General features: G+C 70.6%; 21 protein-coding genes. 12 read left to right on the top strand and 9 right to left on the bottom strand.

What is annotated here, in order from left to right:
• Positions 1–72 precede the first annotated feature (72 nt).
• Entirely contained in the window at positions 73–2,673 is a 2,601-nt protein-coding gene (locus HV826_RS09425) for a M1 family aminopeptidase (protein ID WP_176416664.1), read from the bottom strand.
• 187 nt (positions 2,674–2,860) lie between these two features.
• Between HV826_RS09425 and HV826_RS09420 the strand changes: the two genes are divergently transcribed.
• Complete coding sequence (locus tag HV826_RS09420) at positions 2,861–3,646, top strand: J domain-containing protein (protein WP_176416663.1); 786 nt, start codon at positions 2,861–2,863, stop codon at positions 3,644–3,646.
• Positions 3,647–3,654: 8 nt separating this feature from the next.
• Here the strand turns inward: HV826_RS09420 and HV826_RS09415 are convergent, their stop codons facing one another.
• The gene (locus HV826_RS09415) at positions 3,655–4,647 is read right to left on the bottom strand and encodes an endonuclease/exonuclease/phosphatase family protein (protein ID WP_176416662.1); all 993 of its coding nucleotides are present in this window, start codon (positions 4,645–4,647) and stop codon (positions 3,655–3,657) included.
• A gap of 313 nt (positions 4,648–4,960) precedes the next feature.
• Between HV826_RS09415 and HV826_RS09410 the strand changes: the two genes are divergently transcribed.
• Together HV826_RS09410 and HV826_RS09405 are read left to right on the top strand one after the other, a co-directional pair.
• Complete coding sequence (locus HV826_RS09410; RefSeq protein ID WP_368670879.1) at positions 4,961–5,488, top strand: hypothetical protein; 528 nt, start codon at positions 4,961–4,963, stop codon at positions 5,486–5,488.
• Between the two features lie 56 nt (positions 5,489–5,544).
• A complete protein-coding gene (locus HV826_RS09405; protein WP_176416660.1) occupies positions 5,545–6,102 on the top strand; it encodes a hypothetical protein in 558 nt (185 codons plus the stop codon).
• Here the strand turns inward: HV826_RS09405 and HV826_RS09400 are convergent.
• Both HV826_RS09400 and HV826_RS09395 read right to left on the bottom strand, forming a co-directional pair.
• Positions 6,077–6,493 (bottom strand): DUF3037 domain-containing protein, encoded by a 417-nt coding sequence (locus HV826_RS09400; RefSeq protein WP_176416659.1) that lies wholly within the window; start codon positions 6,491–6,493, stop codon positions 6,077–6,079. The genes HV826_RS09405 and HV826_RS09400 overlap by 26 nt on opposite strands.
• Positions 6,471–7,256 carry a HipA family kinase gene (locus HV826_RS09395; RefSeq protein WP_176416658.1) on the bottom strand — a complete coding sequence of 262 codons (786 nt, stop codon included), beginning with the start codon at positions 7,254–7,256 and terminating at the stop codon, positions 6,471–6,473. Before HV826_RS09395 ends, HV826_RS09400 begins: the two co-directional genes overlap by 23 nt.
• Positions 7,257–7,437: 181 nt before the next feature.
• Between HV826_RS09395 and HV826_RS09390 the strand changes: the two genes are divergently transcribed.
• The 4 genes from HV826_RS09390 (at position 7,438) to HV826_RS09375 (ending at position 11,971) form a co-directional block, all read left to right on the top strand.
• On the top strand, positions 7,438–9,060 hold the full coding sequence (locus HV826_RS09390; RefSeq protein WP_176416657.1) for a S8 family serine peptidase: 1,623 nt from the start codon (positions 7,438–7,440) through the stop codon (positions 9,058–9,060).
• Between the two features lie 107 nt (positions 9,061–9,167).
• Positions 9,168–9,623, top strand: a complete 456-nt coding sequence (locus HV826_RS09385) for a MarR family winged helix-turn-helix transcriptional regulator (RefSeq protein WP_176416656.1) — start codon at positions 9,168–9,170, stop codon at positions 9,621–9,623.
• A 17-nt stretch (positions 9,624–9,640) separates the two neighbouring features.
• Positions 9,641–10,078 carry an organic hydroperoxide resistance protein gene (locus tag HV826_RS09380; RefSeq protein ID WP_176416655.1) on the top strand — a complete coding sequence of 146 codons (438 nt, stop codon included), beginning with the start codon at positions 9,641–9,643 and terminating at the stop codon, positions 10,076–10,078.
• Positions 10,079–10,129: 51 nt separating this feature from the next.
• Positions 10,130–11,971 carry a hypothetical protein gene (locus tag HV826_RS09375; RefSeq protein ID WP_176416654.1) on the top strand — a complete coding sequence of 614 codons (1,842 nt, stop codon included), beginning with the start codon at positions 10,130–10,132 and terminating at the stop codon, positions 11,969–11,971.
• An 11-nt stretch (positions 11,972–11,982) separates the two neighbouring features.
• Here HV826_RS09375 and HV826_RS09370 read toward each other — a convergent pair whose 3' ends face one another.
• On the bottom strand, positions 11,983–13,215 hold the full coding sequence (locus HV826_RS09370) for a DUF6068 family protein (protein ID WP_255207913.1): 1,233 nt from the start codon (positions 13,213–13,215) through the stop codon (positions 11,983–11,985).
• Positions 13,216–13,279: 64 nt separating this feature from the next.
• Here HV826_RS09370 and HV826_RS09365 point away from each other — a divergent pair, with 64 nt between their 5' ends.
• Positions 13,280–15,289 carry a hypothetical protein gene (locus HV826_RS09365; protein WP_176416652.1) on the top strand — a complete coding sequence of 670 codons (2,010 nt, stop codon included), beginning with the start codon at positions 13,280–13,282 and terminating at the stop codon, positions 15,287–15,289.
• Positions 15,290–15,328: 39 nt separating this feature from the next.
• Here the strand turns inward: HV826_RS09365 and HV826_RS09360 are convergent, their stop codons facing one another.
• From HV826_RS09360 to HV826_RS09350, 3 genes are all read right to left on the bottom strand, one after another.
• Positions 15,329–15,877, bottom strand: coding sequence for a hypothetical protein (locus HV826_RS09360; protein WP_368670883.1), 549 nt, complete (start codon positions 15,875–15,877; stop codon positions 15,329–15,331).
• Positions 15,878–16,028: 151 nt separating this feature from the next.
• Positions 16,029–17,831, bottom strand: a complete 1,803-nt coding sequence (locus HV826_RS09355) for an amidohydrolase (RefSeq protein WP_176416650.1) — start codon at positions 17,829–17,831, stop codon at positions 16,029–16,031.
• Between the two features lie 29 nt (positions 17,832–17,860).
• Positions 17,861–18,634, bottom strand: coding sequence for a rhomboid family intramembrane serine protease (locus HV826_RS09350; RefSeq protein ID WP_176416649.1), 774 nt, complete (start codon positions 18,632–18,634; stop codon positions 17,861–17,863).
• Between the two features lie 201 nt (positions 18,635–18,835).
• On the opposite strand from HV826_RS09350, the gene HV826_RS09345 reads away from it, so the two are divergent.
• Positions 18,836–19,360 carry a hypothetical protein gene (locus tag HV826_RS09345; RefSeq protein ID WP_176411131.1) on the top strand — a complete coding sequence of 175 codons (525 nt, stop codon included), beginning with the start codon at positions 18,836–18,838 and terminating at the stop codon, positions 19,358–19,360.
• Positions 19,361–19,362: 2 nt separating this feature from the next.
• Here HV826_RS09345 and rnz read toward each other — a convergent pair whose 3' ends face one another.
• Entirely contained in the window at positions 19,363–20,286 is a 924-nt protein-coding gene (rnz, locus tag HV826_RS09340) for a ribonuclease Z (RefSeq protein WP_176416648.1), read from the bottom strand.
• Positions 20,287–20,405: 119 nt separating this feature from the next.
• Between rnz and HV826_RS09335 the strand changes: the two genes are divergently transcribed.
• The 3 genes from HV826_RS09335 (at position 20,406) to HV826_RS09325 (ending at position 23,064) form a co-directional block, all read left to right on the top strand.
• Positions 20,406–21,083: a DUF2293 domain-containing protein gene (locus tag HV826_RS09335; RefSeq protein ID WP_176416647.1), complete on the top strand. Its 678-nt coding sequence runs from the start codon at positions 20,406–20,408 to the stop codon at positions 21,081–21,083.
• A gap of 101 nt (positions 21,084–21,184) precedes the next feature.
• Positions 21,185–21,958, top strand: a complete 774-nt coding sequence (locus HV826_RS09330) for a TetR/AcrR family transcriptional regulator (protein WP_176416646.1) — start codon at positions 21,185–21,187, stop codon at positions 21,956–21,958.
• A complete protein-coding gene (locus HV826_RS09325; protein ID WP_176416645.1) occupies positions 21,955–23,064 on the top strand; it encodes an efflux RND transporter periplasmic adaptor subunit in 1,110 nt (369 codons plus the stop codon). Before HV826_RS09330 ends, HV826_RS09325 begins: the two co-directional genes overlap by 4 nt.
• Positions 23,065–23,073: the final 9 nt, after the last annotated feature.

Here is a 23,073-nt window from a genome sequence, read left to right as displayed (position 1 = left end):
CCGCGCCTTCCTCGTCGGTGGTCGGCGCGCGGACGCCAGGTTCGACGGGCATGCGAGCGGGCAGGCCCCAGCCTAGCGGCGCGTGGCCTTGCGTGGCCGGCCGCTGGCCTTGCGAGCGACGGGCTTCGCGCCACCACGCGGCGGCTCGGGTGGCTTCAGCGAGAGCCCCTCCAGCCGCTCGCGCAGGGCTCGCGTCTCCTCCTTGAGGCGGTCCACCTCTTCGCGAAGCGACGCCACCTCGCGAGCTTGCGGTTCACCTTCGCGCAGGAACCGCACCGTCTCCCGCGCCGCGCGCCGGGCGACGGCCTCCAGCAGGGGCGTCTGCTCCAGCGCGGGCACCAGCCGCGAATCTCCCAGGTTGCGCGCCGCCTCGAAGACGCCCATGCGCACGCGGAAGAGGGGGTCGCGGAGCAGCTCCGCGAGCAGGTCCACGGCCTCGCGCTTTCGCCCCGCGACCTCCGCCAGCTTCGCCACCGCGAGCGTGGCGGCGCGGCGCAGCGGAGCCGCGTGGCCGTAGGCGGTGCGCGCCTGCACCACGGAGAAGGCCGCCGGGTCCTGAGACTCGGCGAGCCCATCCACCGCGCCCACTGCGATGACGTCCTGGTGCGACGGCCGGGTGCTCGCGGCCTCCAGGACGCCCAGCGCGTCCGGCGCGCGCACGCGGCCATAGCTGCGGGCGGCCTCCGCCTCCACGAAGTAGCTGGCGTCACCGCCGTTCACCAGGGCGCGCAGGCGGGAGGCCACCTCCGCGTCGCGGCGGAACTCGCCGAGCGAAGCCACCACGGCGCGGCGCACGCGGGGATGTTCGGTGGACAGCGCGGCCAGGAGGCGCGCGCGGGCCTCGGGGGTGCGGATACGGCCCAGGGACTTCGCGCACGCGGCGCGGGTGCCCCAGAACAGCCGCGCGTCCGCCAGCGCCGTGCCCAGCGCGTCCACCGCGCGGGGGCTGCCGTCGCGTCCCAGCGCCACGGCGGCCTCGGTGCGTGCGCGCATCTCCGGTGCGGCACGCAGCTCCTCCATCCAAAGGCCCGCGGACTTGTCCACCGCCAGCGTGCCGAGCACCCCGCGCCGAGGGTCCACCCGCACCTGCGAGGGCGCGCTGGCGCAGGGCAGGTGGAACGCGTGCTCCGCGCCCGTCACCTCCAGCCGGTGGACGGTGTCGCGGCCGTCCACGGTGAGCGCCACCTCCAGCGGCAGCCGGAAGAGGGGCACGCCGTCCGCCGTGGACTGCGTCTGGCGCACCTGGAGGCGCAGCCGCGCTTCCTCGGCGTCGTAGCGGACGTCGACCTTCAGCTCGGGGTGGCCGGGCGCGAAGACGTACTGGTCGAAGAAGGCGTCCAGGTTGTGGCCGGTGGCGTCCTCGAACGCGCGCGCCAGGTCCACCGTCTCCACGGAGCCGTGGCGGTGTCGCGCGACGTAGTGGCGCAGGCCCTTGAAGAACAGGTCGTCACCCAGCCGGCGGCGCAGCTCGTGGAGGACCAGCCCGCCCTTCTCGTAGAGGTGCCGGTCGAAGACATCCATGGGGGCGTGGAAGCGCCGCGCGACGATGGGGCGCGCGTAGCGCTCACGCACCTCGCCCAGGTAGGCCTCCAGGTCCACCAGCCGGTGCTGGTCGGCCTCGTCCTGCCCGTCGGCGCGCTCCTTCCAGAGCAGCTCGAACCAGGTGGCGAAGCCCTCGTTGAGCCAGCCGTGGGGCCAGTCTCGGCAGGTGAGCAAATCACCGAACCACTGGTGGGCCAGCTCGTGGGAGATGAGCGGCTCGGCGTTGTAGTCCGGCTGGGCGCGCGCGTCGTGGAGGACGGTGTCGGTGAGGCTGGTGGCGGAGGTGTTCTCCATGCCGCCCAGGATGAACTCGGTGACGAAGACCTGGGCGTAGCTGCTCCAGGGGTAGGGCTCGCCGGTGACTTCCTGGAAGACGCGCACCATCTCCGGCGTGCGGCGCACGCAGCGCAGCGCGTCCTCCTTGCGGCCCTTGGGGAAGAGGTAGCGCAGGGGCACCGTGCCCGCGGTGTCGGTGGCCTCCTCGAATTCACCCACCACGAGTGTGACGAGGTACGGCGCGTGCGGCTGCGCCATCCGGTAGTGCTGGGTGCGGCGCCCGTCGTGGACGCGGTCGCTCTCCAGCGTGCCGTTGGACAGGGACGTCATCGGCTCGGGGAAGGTGGCGATGACCTCGGACGTGGCCTTCTGGGCGGGCGTGTCCAGGCAGGGGAACCAGGCTCGCGCGTCGATGTCCTGGCCCTGCGTCCAGGCCTGACGGGGACGGTGGGGATAGGCGGCGTCTGGCGCCCAGAAGTAGAGGCCACGGCGAGGCTGGGCCGTGTAGCGGATGGCCACCTCGCAGGCCCGTCCGGCGGCGAGCGGCGCGGACAGCTCCACGCGGACATGGGCGCCGGAGTTGGAGAAGCGCGCGGCGCGGCCGTCGACCTGAACGTCCGACACGTCGAGGTCCACCGCGTCGAAGGTGACGGTGTGGACGGGACGGACGGCGGAGACGCGGGTGGTGCACAGGCCGTTGATGCGGTGCGTGTCGAAGTCGAGGTCGACCTCGATGCGGACGTGCTCGGCGCGAACCGGCCGCTCGGCGGCGTAGTGCTCGGTGGCGCCAGGAAGGGAGAACGGGCGGGGGCCGGAGGGGATGGACTCGGAGGCGTGACGGTGGCAGCAGCGCATGGGCACCGGAGACTCTTCCGCAAGCCCGCGCCACCGTCGAGGAGGAGTGCACCTGGGGGCTGACGAGCGTCGTGTATCGACGAAGTCATGAAGATGACGCCAGGGTCGCGCTCCGCCCCGCTGGGGCGGTCATGACATGCACCTGAACCCACGCGGAACGGCGGCGACCGGGTAGGCTCTGGCCACCGTGCAGTGGGTCCTCTTCTTCTCCGACAGGCAGGTGCGTGAGCAGCTCTTCGCCCGGGTGGACGCGACGCGTGGGTTGTTGCTGGTGACGGGCGTGCGTCACGGCGCGGCCATGCGTCCTCCGGAGACGCGCGAGCCCTTCGCCACGCTGGAGCGGCTCCACGGTGACGTGCTGTCGCAGGTGCTGGTGGCCGACGAGGGCACCACGGATGGCATGTGGAGAGACCCGCTGGGAGACCTGGGCGACCGGCTCCACCCTGGCAGCCGGGATGACGCCTACGCGGCGGCCACGGGCTACCTGCTGCTTCGGGACGGCCGTCCGGCGGCGGTCGTGCGCAAGCAGGGGACACCATTCGAGGACCTCTGGTTCCTGCAGGAGGCCCTGAGCAGGCTCAGCTCGCGCGTGCCCCCACCGGACCCGGCCCAGCGGCCGGGACGTCGCCGCGCGGAGCCCGCGCCCCGCTCGCCGCCCAGGCCCGCAAGCACGAACGCCCGCGCCACGGGCCCACGGGAGCGGACCGCCTGGGACGATGAGGCCACGCCGCCCCGTGGCACGCGCGTGCCTCCGCCCGAGCCGCCGAAGAAGGACCCGTGGACGGTGCTGGGCATCGCGCCCGGGACGCCCCTGGATGAGGCGCGCAAGGCCTTCCGGGCGCTCGTGGTGCAGTACCACCCGGACAAGGTGGCGCACCTGGCGCCGGAGTTCCACGCGCTCGCCGAGCTGCGCACGCGAGAGCTCCTGGACGCGTGGGCCGAGGTGGAGCGGGCACTGTCCGAAGGGACGTGAGCCCGCCGCTACAGTGGCATCGAGCCCGGCGGGGGCGTGATGAGCGTCCTGCCGCTGTCCAGGGCGAAGCGCGCGACGATGGGCATGTGGTCGGACAGCCCGTGGAAGCGGCTGCGGAGGTCCCCGAAAGGCGACGTCTCCTGCGTGTCGAGCCAGCGCACGCCGGCGCCGGAGAACACGTGGTCCAGGTGCATCCGCATGTGCATGAAGCCGGCGGTGGGAAAGCCGCGCGACACGTTCGGGTCAATCTGCCCCACGGCGGCCTGCGCGCAGGTGAGCCGGCCGTCGGTGGTGAGGTAGCGATACACGGGCGACGCGGGCGGTGAGTTGAAGTCGCCGCACACGATGGAGGGCTCGTCACCGGTGAGCCCGTGCATGAAGTCCGTCAGCTTGCGGGCTTCGTGGAGCTGGTTGACGCCGCAGCCCATCTTGTCGCGCGTGGCCCAGAACTCACGGGCGAAGGGCGTGGGCAGGCTGAGGTGGGTGTTGAAGATGTGGAAGGGGTGCCCGTCCTCGCGGCGCAGCAGGCGCATGTGCGCGCAGATGCGGCTCTGCTTGCGGTCCTTGAGCCGCTGGACGTGGTGGTGGGTGATGGCCTGGGGGGCGTCCACGTTGTGCGTGGCCACCTCCAGCCTGCGCGTGTTCACCAGCACCGCCAGGCCGGTGGTGTAGAGGGAGACCTCGCCGAGCTTGTAGTGGTGGGCGCGGAAGTAGAAGGCCTCGTAGGGCATCTCCCGTCCCAACATGCCGAACGTCTCCACCATCCGGCCCATGAAGGCGGTGAGCTGCGTCTCGCCCGGCTGCTTGGGCCGGTCGGCGATGTTGCTGCGCAGCGAGGACGTCTCCACCTCCTGGAGGCAGACGACATCCGGCAGCGGGTCCAGTGACGCCAACGCCGCGGCGACCCGTCGCTTCGGGCCCACGGTGCTCGCCAGGCCGCGGAGCATGTGGCCGAAGTAGCGGACGTTGTAGGTGACGATTCGCAGCGGGGATGGACTCATGGGCAGCGTGAAGGCTCCCTCCGGTGGGCCTTGGGAGGAAACTACTAACCGCCAGCCGCTCTGGCTTGGGACGGCGTCAGGCGGCCGACACTCCGAGGCCCTGCCTGCCCGGCCGTACTGTTCGTGCGGGGAGACGAGGACGCGGCGCCGAGATGCACGTCATCCGGCAACGAATGGAGCCAGGTTCCAGTCACCCTGTGGTTTTCTGCTGAGAGTTCCGGGCACGCGGCAGAAGGTGGTGCGCGGCAACCCGTAACGGGTCATCAGCGGTGTTACCGAGGGAAGGCTGTTCATGCGGGGATACACGTGGGGTGTGGCAATCGCATCCATGATGGGGCTCATGGGGTGCGGCGAGGACGACACGTACGTCTACGACGTGACGCTGGATGAAGCGGCCCTGAGCAACGTCCCGATTGAATGCTTCAGGCAGGCCGTCCCGGAAGAGCGGACTGTTGAAGGACTGGAGGCGCAGCAGCGGTGGCGTTTTCAGCGAGGCGAAGGGGAAGTGGAATCGATGTCGCTGGAGATTCCCGATGTCGAAATCTCCACCCGGGGTATCGGGTCGTTTGTCATCGACCGTCAGGATGACGCGCCAGACGTCATTCCCGGGGCGGCTGCCGCAGGTGGGGGATTTCAATTCGTCTACCTCACGGAAGGCTTCGACATGATGGGGCACCCGGGGACAGATCAGGCTTTCACCATCGTCATCGAGACCAAGACCCTGGATGACACCATTCAGGGATTCATGTGGGTTCGAAGCATGCTCAAGTTTCGAGCATGGAATACGAGTCCACAGTGCGCCATCACCATCCCGTTCACGGGCAAGCGCGTGACGGAGTAGGCTCCTCCGCTCGCGCCACAGTGGCGCGAGCCCTGTGCCGGAAGGAGCGGAGACCGATGCGTGGAGACCAGTGGGGCGCCATGGCCGCCGTGGTGATGGCGCTCACGGGGTGCGGCGAGGACGACACGTACCTCTACGACGTGACGCTGGACACGGAGACGCTGGCTAACGTGCCCACGGAGTGCTCCGAGTACGTCCAACCGGCGCAAGGCCCCGCGGTGGGCCTCGAGGCGCAGCAGCGGTGGACCCTCCGGAAGGGTGAGCTGGACTCGATGTTCCTCGAGGTCCCCGACATCGACTTCCAGACGCCGAACAACGCCTACGTCATCAACGGCGACGGCGCGCCGGACGTCCTCATGGGCTCGGTGGGCGCGGACGGCGGCTACCAGTTCCTCCACATCCAGACGCGCCTGGACGAGGAGCACGAGCTGTCCGCCCTGGGCAACGAGCACGCCTTCCGCATCGCCATCGACACCAAGAAGCTGGAAGACACCATCCAGGGCACCGTCTGGGTCCGCAACGAGCACGTCGAGCGGGACCCCGTCACCGGCTCCACGGTGGCCTCCGGCTGCGCCTCCGCCGTCCGCTTCACCGGCCGCCGGGCGCGGGAGTAGCGCGCTTCAGCCGCACCACCGTGTCCAGCAGGTGCTCCAGCGCCGCCTGGGGCTCGGTGCACAGCCCGGAGTGCACCGGCCCCGTCTGGATGATGGTGCTGCGCGGCGCCACCACCCAGTGCCAGCGCTCCTTCTGGGACAGCCGGCCAATGGGCCCCGAGCCCTTCCCGCCCTCGCACACGCGGCGGAAGCTCTCCAGGTGGCCGCGAATCATGTCCACGTCCACGTCGGGCCACAGCGCCTTCAGCCGCGCCGCGTCCGGCTCCACGCGCACGCCCAGGAAGCGCTGGGTGGCGCAGAAGAGGACGACGCCCGCGTTGATGAACTCCTCGCGCTCCACGCGCGGGACGACGCGGATGATGGCGTAGTCAAACGAGCTGGGCGCGGGCACGGTCCGCCTCCTCGATGAACGCGGGCACCGCTTCCAGCCGGCGCAGCAGCCAGGTGGCGTAGGCGGCGCGGTGGGCCTCGGCGGTGGGGAAGGGGGACTCGGTGCTCGTGAGCCACGCCTCCGGAATGGCCCCCACGATTCGCTCCACCCCGTCCCGGCTGATGCGCGCGCCCAGGTGCCTGCCGGCCTCCGTCAGCGCCGTGGCCCAGGGCAGCAGCACGTGGTCCTTGATGGGCGCGAAGCGGCCCTGGCTGCGCGCCTCCCAGTCGTCCCACGAATGGTGGAAGTACAGCGAGGCCCCGTGGTCGATGAGCCACAGGTTCCGGTGCCAGGTCAGCAGGTTGGGGTTGCGTGGGGTGCGGTCCACGTTGGTGATGTACGCGTCGAAGGCGACGATGCCGGACGCCTCCGCCGCGGTGGGCACGGGGTCCGCCACCGGGTCGAACGTCACCGACGCCGGGAGGTAGTCCAGCGCCAGGTTGAGGCCCGCGCTGGCCTTGAGCAGCTCACGAATCTCGGAGTCCGGCTCGTTGCGCCCCAGCGCCGGGTCCAACTCCACCAGTACGACCTCCGGCACGCGGAGTCCCAGCTCCCGGGCCAGCTCCCCGGCGATGAGCTCGGCGATGAGCGCCTTGGCGCCCTGGCCCGCGCCCCGGAACTTCACGACGTAGAGCCCCGCGTCGTCCGCTTCGATGATGGCGGGCAGCGAGCCGCCCTCCCTCAATGGCGTCACGTAGCGCGTGGCGGTGACCGTCCTTGGCATTCCAGACCTCCCGTCCTCTCTCCTGGCGTCGTCCCTGGGGGCCGCGTCGCGGCATGTAGCATGTCGGCCGGGGGTGGGAGGCACTGACGCGGCTAATGGCCGCCCACTGGAAACTTTGTCCGACACAATGCGACAATCATTTATCGGCGTTTTTTTCTGCCCCCCACGGAGCACCCCCACCATGGAAATCTCTCGCAAGCCGAAGTCGCCCGTGTCGCAGTCCACCCGCGCTGATGACACGGCCAAACCGGCCGCGGCCAGGCCGGTGGAGAAGACGCCGGTCCAGACGGCGAAGGACGGCTTCGACTCGGCGCCCACGGGTGGCGCGCGGGGCTCCAACTTCGTGGACCGCCCGAAGGGCAACTTCGTGGACCGCCCCACGGGCCTGCCCCCGGGCACCCCGTCGGCGCTGCCGGCCTCGGCCTTCACCTTCGGCTCCGGCCACGTCGCCGTGCGGCCCTTCGCGGAGAGCGCGGCCCGCGCGCCCGTGACGCTGCAGGCGTCCGCCACGCCCAACGCGAAGGTGAACGACCTCCAGACGACGACGTCCACCGTGTCCTTCGACCAGGACGTGAAGCTGGACTCGCTGAAGCTGAACCTGGACCTGGCGCACACCTACAAGGGTGACCTGGTCGTCAAGCTGACCAGCCCCTCCGGCAAGACGGAGACCCTCCACAACCGCACGGGCGGCAGCGCGGACAACATCCAGGGCAACTTCGACCTGGCCGCCTTCAAGGGCGAGTCCACCAAGGGCACCTGGACGCTCTCTGTCGAGGACAAGGCGCGCCGCGACACGGGCACCCTGAAGAGCTGGAGCCTGGACGCCGCGGGCCAGGCGACGGGCCCCATCGAGGAGCCGCAGAAGCCGCTCTCCGGCCCGCCGGTCATCGCCGTGTTCGACGGCGGCGTGGACTTCAAGCACTCCGACCTGGATGACGCGATGTGGGTCAACCCGAACGAGGTCGCGGGTGACGGCATCGACAACGACGGCAACGGCGTCAAGGACGACGTCTACGGCTACAACGTCGGCTACAACAGCGGCGACGTGATGCGCGGCAGCGGCACGGACCACGGCACGCACGTGGCCGGCATCATCGCCGCCGAGGACAACGGCGAGGGCAACACCGGCGTCGCCGCGGGCAAGGCGAAGATCATGAGCCTGGGCGGCCTGTACAACGGCGCGGACCTGCTCACGAACTTCGAGCGCGGCGTCGACTACATGGTGAAGATGAAGACCGAGCACGGCGTGAACATCCGCGCCGTCAACGCCAGCTTCGGCAACGAGTACCGCAACCCGGCGGATGTGAAGCGCTGGACGGACGCGGTGCAGAAGCTGGCCGACGCGGACATCCTCCTCGTCGCGGCCACGGCGAACGGCAACGGCAGCAACCTGAACGACGTGCCGGACATGCCCGCCAACATCGACCTGCCCAACGTCATCACCGTTGCGTCCATGGACAAGAACAACGACAAGCTCGCGAGGTTCTCCTCCCACGGGGACAAGGTCGTGGAGCTGGCCGCGGTGGGCGAGGACGTGCTGAGCACCGTCCCGGGCGGCGGCTGGGAGGAGATGAGCGGCACCTCCATGGCCACCCCGACGGTGGCGGGCGCCGCGGCGCTGATGTTCGCCGCCAACCCCGAACTGACGGCCGCGCAGGTGCGTGACCTGCTGGTCCAGACGGTGGAAGTGGACGCCGACCTCAAGGGCAAGGTGAGCACCAGCGGCAAGCTGGACATCGAGGCCGCCGTCGCCGCCGCCGAGGCCACCCTCAGCGAGGACGACACCACGGTCGCCGGGCGCTGAGCCAGCCCTGACGTGACGCAGCGAAGCGCTCCCGGTGCCCAGGCGCCGGGAGCTTTTTCGTGTCCGATTTGATTGCGCACAATTGAATTGCGCCCTATTCATCTCCCATGTCGATGGATGACCCGCTCAGCCTGGACCGGCAGCTCTGCTTCCCGCTCTACGCGGCGGCCCGGGCGATGACGCAGGCGTATGCGCCGCTGCTGTCACGGCTGGGCCTGACGTACCCGCAGTACCTGGTGTTGCTGGTGCTGTGGGAGACGGACGGGGAGACGGTGAAGGGGATGGGGGAGCGGCTGTACCTGGACTCGGGGACGCTCACGCCGCTGCTCAAGCGGATGGAGTCTCAGGGCCTGGTGCGGCGGGAGCGGAGCGCGGAGGACGCGCGCTCGGTGCGCATCCACCTGACGTCCGAAGGGCGGGCCCTGCGCCGCAAGGCCACGTCCATTCCCGAGGCGATGGCCTGCAAGTTGGGGCTGACGCTGGAGGAGGCGACCCGCCTGCGCCGCGACATCCAACGTCTTTTCGAAGTGCTTTCGCAGTCCCACGTTGATTCCTCGAAGTAACGCTCAAGGAGAACACCATGGCTCCCGTCGCTATCAGCCCGCTGTACAACACCTCCGCCACCACCCACGGCGGTCGCAACGGTCGCGTGAAGTCGGAGGACGGCGTCCTGGACCTGCCCCTGGCCATGCCCAAGGAGCTGGGGGGCGCGGGCGGCGCCGTCACCAACCCGGAGCAGCTCTTCGCGGCGGGCTACTCCGCCTGCTTCGAGAGCGCGCTGCGGCTGGTGGCGCGCATGCAGGGGAAGAACCTGGGCAACGACGCGGGCGTGCGCGCCACCGTCACCATCGGCAAGACGCCGGACGGCGGCTTCGGGCTCGCGGTGGAGCTCCAGGGGCTCCTTCCGGGCATCCCGAACGACGAGGCCCAGAAGTTGATGGAGGCGGCCCACGAGGTGTGCCCGTACTCGCGGGCCACGCGCGGCAACATCGACGTGAAGGTCTCCATCGCGGGCTAATCGCGGGTGGCGAATTCATGAGGACCGCGCGGGAGTTGGTATCGTGGCGTGATGCCTGATTCCAAGCTGCCCGCTCCCGCGCCTCGCGCATCCCTTTCACTTGTCTCCCGCGAAAAAGGGACGGAGCGGACCTGGTCCTTCGAGCGCAGCGGCACGGCCGTGACGCTGCGTGAGGGCCCGCTCGGCGGGAAGTCGAAGCAGACCGAAAAGGTGTTCGAGACTGAAGCCGAGGCGCTCGCTTTCTGCGACAAGAACCTCCGCGCGAAAGTGGAGAAGGGCTTCTTCTCCGCCGAGCTGGGGCTCCGCGCGGTTCCTTTCTCGGAGCTGCAAGCCGAGCTGAAGGTCGCTGCCAGCGCGGAGAGCGCCACCGCTCGCGTGCTCGTGCACGACGGTGACCTGGTTGTTCCTCACGACCTCATCCTCGATGACGGGTTCGGGCTGCTGTCACCGGAGAAGGATGCGCCGTCTCCCCTGGTGGGGCTCCTGGTGCGGGGAACGCTCACCATCGAGGGGTGCCTGCTCAACTTCGAGGACGACACCGGGCCCTTCCTTCAGGTCGAAGGCTCCCTCGCCGCCAGCGGCGTCGGCGTCGGCGGCTCGCAGATTCGGGTCAACGGGAGCGTTCGCACGAACGAACTGGTCGGCGTCTACAACCACGGCCACCTCGACGTGGGCGGCGACCTCGACGCTCGCATCGTGGCCACCGAGCACGCGGTGACCGTCGCGGGGAAGACGAACGCGCTGCGCTACCTCGGCTGGGGCGCCAGCATCTTCCCGGTGGCGGACGGCGTGGAAGACGCGAGCGACCCGCACGACGCCAAGGGTGTCTTCGTCTCCGGTGTCCTCAAGAAGCCCGAAGGCCAGGTGGACCTCTCGCTCGCGCGCGAGCGGCTGGCGGAGCGGAAGCCCAATCTGCTGGAGACGCCGGTGAGCGTCCGCGCGGAGTTCCGCAAGCAGATGGCCAAGAAGCTGGAGGCGCCCGACACGCTCAAGAGCCTGGCGCTGACCCACAAGAATCTCGGCACCCTGCCCGCGGAGTTGTTTCACTTCCGCCGGCTGGAGAAGCTCGACCTGACGGGGAACAAGCTGCGCACGCTCCCCGAGGAGCTGGGGCAGCTCACGGAGCTGCGAGAGCTTCGGCTGGGCGGCAACGGCCTGCGGGAGCTGCCGGAGTCGGTGGGCAACCTCGAGAAGCTCGTCCACCTCGACCTGGAGGCCAACTGCCTCTGGCGGCTTCCGGAGTCGCTGGCGCGCTGCACCGAGCTGCGCACCCTCAACCTCATCAACAACCCCTACTCGTACGTGCGCGCCGCCTTCGGAGGCTGGCGCAAGGTGAAGGTGCTCCGGGACTTCCCAGAGGTCCTCACGCGCTTGCCGAAGCTGGAGGTGGTGGAGTTCAAGGGCACCTTCTTGCGCTCGCTGCCGACGCGCGCCTTCGACAGCAAGGCCTTGCAGCGGGTGAGCATCAAGGACTCGCTCATCACCGACGTCGACAGGGCGCTGCACCCGTTGGTCGAGGTCGACCTGGAGCACGCGAAGCAGACCGCCGCGGACTTCGTGCGCTTCTGGTTCGCGCACGACACCGTCCACCTCGCGGACTTCTTCGACGCGACGACGCGGCGGTACGACTTCACCGACGTCATCGCGCTGGCCGGGCTCCTGCTCGAGAGCGCCGTCCCTGTCCCCGCGTCATACGAAGGCGTGCTGGCCACCTGGAAGCAGCAGATTGACCGGGTGGGCCATGTCATCGACCGGAGCGAAAGGAATCCGGAGCACTCCCGCGCGCTGTTCGGCGCGCTCCGGGACGCGCTCGACACGCTGGGCGAGCCGTATGGCGCCAACGCGCTCGTGGACGGCTTGCGCGCGCTGTTCGACGCGCGCGCGCGAGCCTAGACACAAGGCGCCTACGGCGTGCTGCCCGGCACCCACACGCCCCAGTCCGTGAGCTGCGCGCCTCCACCGCTGGGCGTGGTGCGGTCGCTCAGCGGCTGGAAGCGGGCCTCGTGGGCCAGCCCGGAGAGTTCATCCTCCCAGGGGTCGGCGGCATAGACCTGGACGCGGACGTTGTTCGCCTGGGGCTGCGCGGTCTCGAACTGGAGCGCCGGGACGCGGTGCGCGCCCACCGTCATCGTCTCGCGCTTCATCGGTGCGAGGCCCGTGGGCGCCGGGGGCCACTGGCGTGTGTCCAGGGACTCCCAGATGCGCGCCAGCACCGCCTCCTCCAGGGGCACGGCTTCCGCCTGCGCGAAGTCCGGGCACGCCGCGCCTGTCGTGGGCGGCGTCACCTGTTGACGCAGGATGAAGCCTCGCTCCGCGGCCTGGCAGGTGCGCAGCACGGACGTGGCGCCGTCCGTCTCCATCCGCACGTCGAACCAGGTGCCCGGGCCCCAAGGGCGGTCGAGCGCCGGAGGCTGGCCGGTGCCACCCTCCTGTCCCTGGCGCGCCTCCACCAGGGTGAGCTGGGCGCCGCCGCCCGTTCCGAAGCCCGCCAGCGTGGTGCTCGCGTCGAGCAGGCCATGGGTGAGGTACAGCGGGCCCGGCGTCGCCGCGTAGAGCCGGTTCTCCAGGGGACCATCCATCATCCGCTTGTCGTTGAGGTAGCGCTTCGCCTCCCAGTGGCGGCCCGCGGCGGTGAGCTGCTCGGTGCTCTGCTTGCCCTCACGGGGGACCTCCAGCGCACGTGACTCATCGGCTCGCACGGGCACCACCAGCGGCCGCGCCAGCATCGGCTGCCGTGAAGGCGCGCCGCCATCCTCGGTGAAGTAGATCGTCACCCAGACCCAAGGCAGCTCCACCGCCACGACCTCCAGCGTCACCACGCCGGCCACCGCGGACGCGGGCGCGGTGCCGGGCTGCTGGCGGCCCATGGCCTTGCGGTTGGCGGAGAAGGAATACGCCACGCGGTCGCCCACGCGAGCCCGCAGCCAGGGCGAGTTGCCGCGACGCGTTGGCGTCTCCGTCTCCGTCTCCGTCTCCGTCTCCGTCACAGGCGCCTGGGTGGAAACTTCCGGCGGTGCGGTGGTGCCGTCGGAGGGTGTGGTGTGGGGCTCCACGCTCTTGCAGCTCGTGCCAAGGGTCAGGGCCGCGCACAACAGCATCGCGGGGCGGGACAGGGAGGAGGCGACAGGCTTTCGCATTCGAACGACCTCGGCGGTGAGGGGCATTGCGTCACCCCTGTCGGACCTTGATACACCGGGTCGCATGACCACGAACCTGTCCATCCGCCGCGTCGTTCTCTACAAGCATGGCGTCGGCTACTTCGAGCGCCGGGGGAAGGTGCGTGGCAATGACACGCTCAACCTCGACTTCAAGGCGCGCGACATGAACGACGTGCTGAAGTCGCTGACGGTGCTCGACTTGTCGGGCGGCTCGGTGTCGGCGGTGAGCTACGACTCCACGAAGCCGCTGGAGCAGCTCCTGGCGGAGGCCACCATCCGCATCCCGGAGGACGGCAGCCTCACGGCGCTGCTGGGGCAGATTAAAGGCGCGCGCGTGCGGGTGCGCGTGGGCGGCGCGCAGGTGGAGGGCTCCATCATCGGCCTGGACTCGCTGGCCGTGGCGGCGGGCGAGACGAGCCTGGTGCGCCCGTTCCTGTCGCTGCTGGTGGGCGCCTCGCTGCGGACCTTCGACATCCTGGACGTGTCCGAGCTGGAGTTCCTGGACGAGGCGGTGCGCAAGGACTTGGAGTTCTACCTGGCCACGGTGCTGTCCTCGTACAAGAAGGACTCCAAGCGGATGGCCATCCTCACGTCGGGCGAGGGCGAGCGCGAGCTGTTCGTCAGCTACGTGGTGGAGTCGCCGGTGTGGAAGACGAGCTACCGCATCCTCCTGGATGAGGGGGAGCCGCCGCTGCTCCAGGGCTGGGCGCTGGTGGACAACACCGGGGACGAGGACTGGGTGGACGTGAAGCTGTCGCTCATCGCCGGGCTGCCGGTGTCCTTCGTGCATGACCTCTACAACCCCCGGTACATGAAGCGGCCGGTGGTGGAGGTGAAGACGGAGGCCGCCGCCGCGCCGGTGATTCCGGAGGAGAGCTTCGGGGGCGCCGCGGACATGTTGCGGGACGCGGAGATGGCCGCGCCGATGATGTCCGCGATGCCTGCCCCGGCGCCCGCGTCCGCGCCGCGCCGCTCGCGCGCGGAGCGAGGGGGGCCGGTGTCCGTGGGAGGCCCTGGCGGCCCGAAGCTGCGCGAGGTGATGGCGCAGAGCGCCCCGGTGACGACGCTCACGAAAGAAGTCGGAGACCTCTTCGAGTACGGCGTGGACCGGCCGGTGACGGTGCACCGCAACCAGAGCGCGCTGGTGCCGATTCTGCACAAGCCCTTCGAGGGCAAGCGGGTGCTCCTCTACAACCGGTCCACGCGGGAGAAGAACCCCATGGCGTGCATCGAGCTGAAGAACACCACGGGCCTCACGCTGGAGGGCGGCCCGGTGACGGTGACGGAGGACGAGCGCTACGTGGGCGAGGCGATGCTCGACACGATGAAGCCCAACGACCGGCGCTTCGTGCCCTACGCGGTGGAGCTGGGCTGCGTGGTGTCGATTGAGGACCGCACGGAGGACGGGCCGGTGTTCCGCGTGGTGGTCAACGCCGGGATGCTGATGGCGGAGTACTTCCACCTGCGCCGCACGACGTACCTGTCGCGCAACAAGGCGCCGCGGGCGCAGGTGCTGTACGTGGAGCACCCGCGCCAGGGCTGGGAGCTGGCCAAGGACAGCCCGGAGGCGGCGGAGACGACGGAGGGCTACTGGCGCTTCAAGCGGGAGCTGGCCGCCGGGGCGCAGGACTCGTTCACCGTCACCGAGCGCACGCGCGGACAGCGTCAGTACCTCGTCTCCAGCATGGGGGTGGACGAGGTCTCCTACTTCGTGTCGCAGCGCTTCATCGACGAGAAGATGGCGGGCGCGCTGAAGGAGGTCGTCGCGCAGCGGGAGCAGGTGGACGCGCTGGCGAAGGAGGAGCAGCGCCTGCTGGAGGAGCGCAACCAGCTCTTCCGGGACCAGGAGCGCATCCGCTCCAACATCGAATCGCTGAAGAGCGGCGCGTCGCAGCGCGAGCTGGCGGACCGCTTCGTTTCCAAGCTCAACGAGCAGGAGGACCGGCTGGAGGCCATCGCCGCCGAGCTGACGAAGCTGTCCAACCAGCGGCAGGAGGCGCAGAAGGCGCTCAACCGCCGCATCCAGGCGCTCAGCTACACGGCGGACCTGTAACCCGCGGTGGGCTGCCCGGACCGCACCGGGCAGCCTTCGCTACCCGGAGACGATGCGCCAGCGCAGCGTCCCGTCCGGGTCCGGCGCGATGATTTCCACGCGCGGATTCTTGGCGCTGGAGCATTCCAGGTACGCCTTGAAGCCCCCCGCCATCTCATGGAGGGCCACCGGCGTCTGGTAGGTGAACTGGCGCAGCAGCAGCATGCCCGTGCCGTTCTCCTCCTGGTGCACCAGCTCCCCCTGGTCGCAGTAGGAGCGCCACATGCGCCGCGCCATCCCCAGCACCATGTTGGGCGTGGTGAAGCGCAGCACCATCTTGAAGATGGAGTGGATGTCTCGCAGGGTGACTTCGTAGCCCACCGTGTGAGCCCCTTCCGGCTTCCCGTCGAAGTGCCGGTCCACCACGTGCTGGATGATGCCGAAGTACGTCTCCACCGGCACCCAGCCCACCGCCAGCGTCGTGCGCGGGTCCGCGTGGGGTTGCAGCTCGGGGAGCAGCGACTCCACGGCCGTGCGCGCGGTGTCCTCGCCGAAGCGCTCGTGCACGTAGGCCAGCAGGTTCTGGACGGTGAAGCCCTTGTAATTCACACCAGACAATGAGGCTGTCACGCTTGCGATACCCCCCGCTCCAACCTGTGAGCCGGCCTTGGCTCACAGGAGGCTTGCGGCAAAGCCGTATGCTAGAGCACTCCACGACACGGCGGAAATACCAGCCCGCACCAATTCCCAGCCGCTCCGCTCAACGCTGGAAGGCCCGGAACACCTCGACACCCGCGACCACCGTCATCCGGACCTCGGCGACGGGGAGCGCGGTGACGGGCCCATCCACCGGGTCCACCGACAGCGCGACGAAGTCCGCGTCCATGCCGGGCTGGAGCCGGCCGCGCCGGGTCTCCGCGAAGGACGCGTGCGCCGCGCCCACGGTGAAGCCCTCCAGCGCCTCCTGTCCGCTGAGCCGCTGCTCGCCGTACCAGCCGCCTTCCGGCAGGCCCTGGAGGTCCTGGCGCGTGCGCGCCGCGTACAGGCCCGCCAGCACGTTGGGCCGCTCCACGGGGAAGTCGCTGCCCAGCGCCAGCACCGCGCCGGACGCCTTCAGCCGCTGCCACGCGTAGGCCCCGCGGATGCGCTCCGGCCCCACGCGCGTCTGTGCCCAGGGCATGTCACTGGTGGCGTGCGTGGGCTGCACGCTGGCGATGAAGCCGCTCCGGCCCAGCCGTTCAATGTCCTCGGGGCGCATGATTTGCGCGTGCTCCACGCGGTGCCGGCCGGACTGGAGCGTGCCGGTGGCCTCGGCCGCGCGCGCGAGCACGTCCAGCACCACCGTGTTGGCCCGGTCTCCAATCGCGTGCGTGCACACCTGGAAGCCCCGCGCCATGAAGGCGCGCACGCGCGCTTCGTACTCCTCGGGCGACAGCAGCAGCAGGCCGCGGTGGCCGGGCTCATCGCTGTAGTCCTGGTGCAGCGCCGCGCCGCGGCTGCCCAGCGCGCCATCCAGGGTGAGCTTCACCGCGCGCATCGTGAGCATGCGCCCCTCATGGGGGCCGTCCTTCAGGTATGTCTCCCGGTCGCCCGTCTGTCCATCCGCCATGGCGTAGACGCGCAGCGGCAGCTTGCCTTCCTTGTCCCAGCGCTGGAGCAGGCGGAAGGTGCGCAGGTCCATGCCCGCGTCGTGGACGCCGGTGAGGCCCACCTGCGCGGCGCGTTGGAGCGCCGCGGTCAACTGCGCCGCGTGTTGCGCGTCCGTGGCGGGCGGCAGCACGGCCTCCACCAGCGTCATGGCGTTGTCCACCAGGATGCCGGTGGGCGCTCCGCCCTCGCCCCGGAGGATGCGCCCGCCCGCCGGGTCCTTCGTGTCACGGGTGATGCCGGCGCGGCGCAGCGCCTCTCCGTTGACCCACAGCGCGTGGCCGTCCACGCGGCTCAGCGCCACCGGCCGCGTGGGAAAGCGCGTGTCCAGGTCCGCGCGCGACGGGAAGGTCTTCTCCGGCCAGTCGTTCTGGTCCCAGCCGCGGCCCAGCAGCCACTCGCCCTGGAACGCGGAGGAGGGCGCCGAGGCGAGCCGCTCCAGGGCCTCCGCCTTCGTGTCCACGCCCTCCAGGTCCACCGTCACCAGGCCGCGGCCCAGGCCCGCCAGGTGACCGTGCGCGTCGGTGAGGCCCGGCACCACCGTGGCGCTGCCCAGGTCCACCACGCGCGCGTCCTTGCCGGCGGCGGCGAGCACCTCGTCCTTCGTGCCGGTGGCCAGCACCTTGCCGTCCTTCACCGCGAGCGCCTGCACCTGGGGCTTCGCCGGGTCCAGCGTCCGGATGCGCTGGGCCACGTACACCGTCGTGGTGGCGGTGGGCTCCGGCACGGGGGCCGGGTTGTCATCCGCGGGCGGCACACGCCGGGTGCAGCCCGAAAGGCTTGTCAGAAGGAGTACCGCCCCGAGGAGTCCACCACCGAGTCGTCGCAGCGTCATGTCTGGCACCTGTCTGGAAGCCCGCGCCAATTCCTGGCGCGTCCGGCGCGACACTCTGGCGCACCTGGAAGGAGAGGCCAAGCAGGGGCCGCGCCTGCCGGTCGCGTGGGTCACGGATGGTTGGGATGGAGCCGGTGGCGCATCGACGTGCGCTGGTTCGTGTAGCGCGGGTTCTGGAACAATTTGATGAGCGCCATGCCCGCCACGAAGCCGCCGATGTGCGCCCAGAAGGCGACGCCGCCGGACGCCTCCGCGCTCACCGTGTTGAGCTGGGGCAGGCCGCTGAAGAGCTGCACGCCGAACCACCACAGCAGCACCGCCCACGCGGGCACGGGGAAGACACGGATGAAGATGACGATGATGAACAGCATGTTCACCCGCACCCGCGGATAGAGCAGCAGGTACGCGCCCATGACGCCGGAGATGGCGCCGGACGCGCCCACCGTGGGTACCGGCGAGCCCGGGTCCACCAGGAGATGCGCCGCCGCCGCCGCCAGTCCGCACAGCAGGTAGAACACCACGAAGCGCAGGCGGCCCATGCTGTCCTCGACGTTGTTGCCGAAGACCCAGAAGAAGAGGCAGTTGCCCAGCAGGTGTCCCCAGCCGCCGTGCAGGAACATGGAGGTGATGGGGGTGAGGAGGTTGATGGACTCGTTGTCCACCACGCACGCCAGCCCGTCTCCCAGGGGAACGTACTGGCCCAGCGCCGCCTCGCCCGTCAGCTCGCCGGGCACCATGCCCAGGTTGCAGACGCTGGCCGCCAGCCGGTAGGCGTCCAGGCCCGCGCCCTGGATGAAGACCCAGACGAAGCCGATGGTGCCGAGCAGCAGGTACGTCACGACGGGAGTGCGGAGGGTGGGGTTGTCGTCGCTGATGGGAATCATGTGGGAGGCCCATCATGTGCATCTCCCTGGCCGGGCGCGGCGGCGGAAGGTGCCTGGATGTGCGGCGCTGGACGCATGGGCACCCATACGGACGGAGCGGGTGGAATGCTTGCCCTGGGAAACCATCCCCGGGGAGACTTGGCTGCGGGAAGCGGGTTGAGGGATGTTGAGCCGCCTCACACTCCCGTGGAGTCCTGAGAAATGAACCTGTCGATGCTGTCGCGCGGCGCCGCCGCGCTCCTCGTGGTCGCCGCGCTGTCCCTCACCACCGCGGGTTGCGCCGGCCGCCGCCGTGAAGCCTTCTTGCTGGAGAAGGCGCGCAACCACGTCTACCGCAAGCCCGTGGCGGAGGTGTATCCGCAGGCGCTCGCCCTGCTGAAGGAGAAGGGCTACTCCTTCAAGGCGGGCCAGAGCGGCTTCGAGGCCACCACCGAGTGGTTGATGCAGGGCGCCCCGTCGTCGCTGGGCACCACCCAGGTGCGCTACCTGGTGCGCGGCATCGAGAAGGGCCCGGGCCAGTGCTCGGTGGAGCTCACCCGGCAGCTCGTCACGGAGTCCGCGGGTGCTTCCAACACGTCCGGCCGCGCCAGCGACATCTCCGAGCCCGCCGTCCGGGCCGACGGCGGCAACATCACCCGGGACGAGGCGCTGGAGTGGGAGCTGGTCCAGCGCGTGGACGCCGAGTCCGCTTCCTCCCTGCGCGCCGAGTCCGAGAAGATTCAGTAGCCTCAGTCCCGGAGGGGCAGCTCGACGGTGAACCCGTCGAAGGCCACCTCCACCGGCCCCTGGTACTCCTCACGCGCCTGCGTGAGCAGCTTCGAGGGGTCGGTGTCGTGCCGGCTGGAGAGGTGGGTGAGCACCAGCCGCCGTGCGCCCGCCTCCCGCGCCACGCGCGCCGCTTCCCGCGCGGTGGAGTGCCGGGTCTCCACGGCCCGCTCCTGTTCGTCGTCGGAGAAGGTGGACTCGTGGACCAGCAGGTCCGCGTCCTTCGCGGCCTTCACCAGCGACGGGCACGGGCGCGTGTCCCCGGAGATGACCAGCCGGCGCCCGGGGCGCGGCGCGCCGAGCACGTCCTCCGGCTTCACCGTCCGCCCGTCCTCCAGCGTCACCGGCTCGCCCCGCTGGAGCTGTCCGAAGCTGGGGCCCTCCGGCACGCCCAGCGCGCGCGCCGTGTCCAGGTTGAAGCGCCCGGGGCGGCCGTCCTCCACCAACGCGTAGCCCAGGGCGTTGATGCGGTGGTCCACGCCCACCGCGTGGACCGCGTAGCCCTTGCGCGGCACCACGTCACCGTCCTTCAGCTCGTGAATCTCCACCGGGAAGGACATGGACTCCACGCCCAGGTGGACGGCCTGGTGGAGCAGGCGCTTCGCGGAGGTCGGGCCGTACAGGTGCATGGGCTCGGAGCGCCCCGTCATGCCCAGCGTGCGCAAGAAGCCGATGATGCCCAGGTAGTGGTCCGCGTGGAAGTGCGTGAAGAACACCGCGTCCACGGTGAAGCCGGTGCCATAGCGCACCATCTGCCGCTGGCTGCCCTCTCCACAGTCGAAGAGCAGCAGGTCCGCGTGCGCCTTCACCGCGAGTCCGGACAGGTTCCGGTGCAGCGTGGGCTGCGCGGCGGAGGTACCGAGGAACGTGAGCCTGAGGAGGGACATGCCGGCACTTCCCACGCGTTGAGGGCCTCCCGCGCCAGTCAACCGCCGACGCGAGGGGGCCATTTACCAGGGTTGGAGGCACCCATGCTATGTGGCCGCCCCCGACCTCGGACTTCACCATGCCTGAATCCCTGACCTTCGCGCCGACTTCGGACCCTCGCCGTGTGCGCGCGCCAGATGGCCGCGTGCTCACCGTGCCGGACGGCTGGGCCCTGCTCCCCCCCGGTGACGCCGGGCTCACCCGCCGCGTGAAGGCGGCGGGGCCCTCCTGGACCGTGGCGGAGAAGGTGGGCCGCAAGCTCTTCTCCCGGGGCGTGTGGGCGCCGGAAGCGCACATCCTCCACGCCCGCGCCGCCCTCGAGGCCGAGCGCGCCACCCCCGCCTACGAGAAGAAGCTGGCCGCGGGACGCGAGCGCCGCGCCCGCGAGCAGGAGGCCTACGAGGTCGACTTCGCCAACGCGGTGCTGCGCTTCCTCGCCTTCTCCCCGGCGTGGCTGCCGCACGCCAAGCGCATGGCGGTGCTCGTCGCCACCCATGCCACCCCCGTGGGCAGCGGCACCGTGGCCCGCACCGAGCGCATCCCCCTGGAGCGCCGCGCCGAGGCCGCCGTCATCGCGTGGATGCGACACCAGACCACGAGCTACGACGACATGCGCATCGCCCGGGTGAAGGGCGCCCGCAGGGAGGTGCGCCGGGAGCTGGCGGACATCTCCCGCGCCGTGCTGGACCTGCACCGCCGCGATGTCCCCCACGGGCCCGCCGCGTGCCCGCTGTGCACCGCGCTGACGCGGACCTGAGCGGCGGCGGCGCGCACCCACAGCCGCGGACCTTGGATGACTGACCCGGTGTTCAGAAACCTTGCACGGTTAATGACCGGCGGGTTAGGAATCCGGCGAGCATGGCCCGCCCCGCCGACCCTCACGCGCGCAGTTCGCTGGTATCCGCGGCCCGGCGAGAGTTCGTTCGCCGGGGGCTGAAGGGCGCGCGCATCGAAGACATCACCGCCGCGTGCGGGCTGTCCAAGGGCGCCTTCTACCTGCACTTCCCATCCAAGGAGGCGCTGTTCGGGGAGGTGGTGGGCGCGTTCGAGTCCGGGCTGATGGAGATGAACGGGCGGCGCATGGCCCACATGGAGCGCTTCTTCCAGACGCACGGCATCCCGGGCGCGCGGGACCGCATCGAGCGCAGCGAGCGCTACCTGCGCTTTCTCCAACTGGAGAAGGAGCATGACCTGGAGGCCCTGGACTGGGTGTGGGAGTTCCGGGACGTGTCCCTGGTGCTCACCAGCGGCAGCCAGGGCACGGCGTTCGAGTCCCTGCTGTGGCGCATGACGGACGCCCAGGTGGAGCGCGTCTCCCACGACTTCCGGCGGCTGCAGGAGGCTGGCGCCATGGACCCGGAGCTGGACGCGCACATCTTCGCCTCCATCATCGTCGGGTCCTTCCTGCTGCTCTCCACGCAGATGGCGCGGCTGGATGAGAAGCCGGACCTGAACGCGTGGGCGAACACGCTCCAGCGGCTGTGTCAGGAGGGCACCCGTCCGGCGCAGCCGTCCTCGGTGGAGGCGCCTCCATCCCCCGCGCGTACGCCGCGCGCCCCTTCCACGCGTGTCGCGCGCCGGCCCCGGGCCGCCGCCCAGAAACCCCGAAAGACCCCGAGGAAACGCTCGTGAAACCCAACCTGAAGCCGTCCGCCGTCCGCGTGCTCGCCGCGGCGGGCCTGGCCACCGCCGTGCTGTCGCTGACCGCATGTGAGAAGGCGGATGCCTCGTCGGCGCCGCCCGCCAAGGCCCCGGCGAAGGAGGTGGTGCCCACGGTGAAGGTCGTCTCCGCGCGGACGGTGCGGGCCGCGCCGAGCGAGTCGGTGACGGGCACGCTGTTTCCCGCGCAGGCCTTGAGGGTGGGCTTCGAGGTGGGCGGCCGCCTGTCGGCCGTCCGGGTGAAGAAGGGGCAGGGGGTGAAGAAGGGCGACGTGCTGGCGCAACTGGACCCGGAGATTTCCGACGCGCAGGTGGCCCAGGCGGAGGCCGCGGTGGCCGCCGCCGAGGCCGCCTCCACCATGGCCGCCGACGTGGCCGCCCGCAACGAGAAGCTCCAGCAGCAGGGCGGGGTGAGCGAGGTGGCGCACCGCACCGCCAGCGCCAATGCCGCGCAGGCGCAGGCGCAGTGGATGGCCGCCAAGGCGCAGCTGGCCCAGGCGCGCGCGTCCCGCCGCCGGCACGAACTTCGTGCGCCCTTCGACGGCACCATCATCGACGCGCCGGAGCAGACGGGCGCGACGGTGGCGCCGGGCACGCCGCTGTTCAACCTGGAGCGCCTGGACACGCTGCTCTTGAAGACGACGGTGTCGGAGGCCCTGCGCTCGCAGCTGGAGCCCGGCGCCAAGGTGCGCGTGGAGTCGGTGGGCGCGCGCGTGTCCTCGGACGAGGCGGTGGTGCGCACCATCCTCCCCTCCGCGGACCCCGCAACGCGCCGCGTCCCCGTGGAGCTGTCCGTCCCCAACGCGGACGGCCGCTTCGTGGCGCACACGCTGGCGCGGGCCGAGCTTTCACTGGGGCAGGCGCGGGACGCCCAGGTGCTGCCGGGCAGCGCGCTGTCGGCCCTGGACGGGGACCATGTCTGGGTGGTGGCGTCCGGCCAGGTACGCCGCGTGGACGTGCGGGTGCTGGAGCGGCGCGAGCAGGGCGAGGTGGTGGTGCTGGCGTCCTCGCCGCTCGACGCTGTCGTTGACCACCCCACTCCGGGCCTGTCGCAGGGCGCCCGCGTCTCCGTGAAGTAGGGAGCCCTC

It is taken from the genome of Myxococcus sp. AM010, assembly GCF_013372585.1.
Lineage (GTDB): Bacteria > Myxococcota > Myxococcia > Myxococcales > Myxococcaceae > Myxococcus > Myxococcus vastator.
The sequence above is the reverse complement of the archived record's forward strand: the minus strand, read 5'-3'. Positions and strand labels throughout refer to the sequence as shown.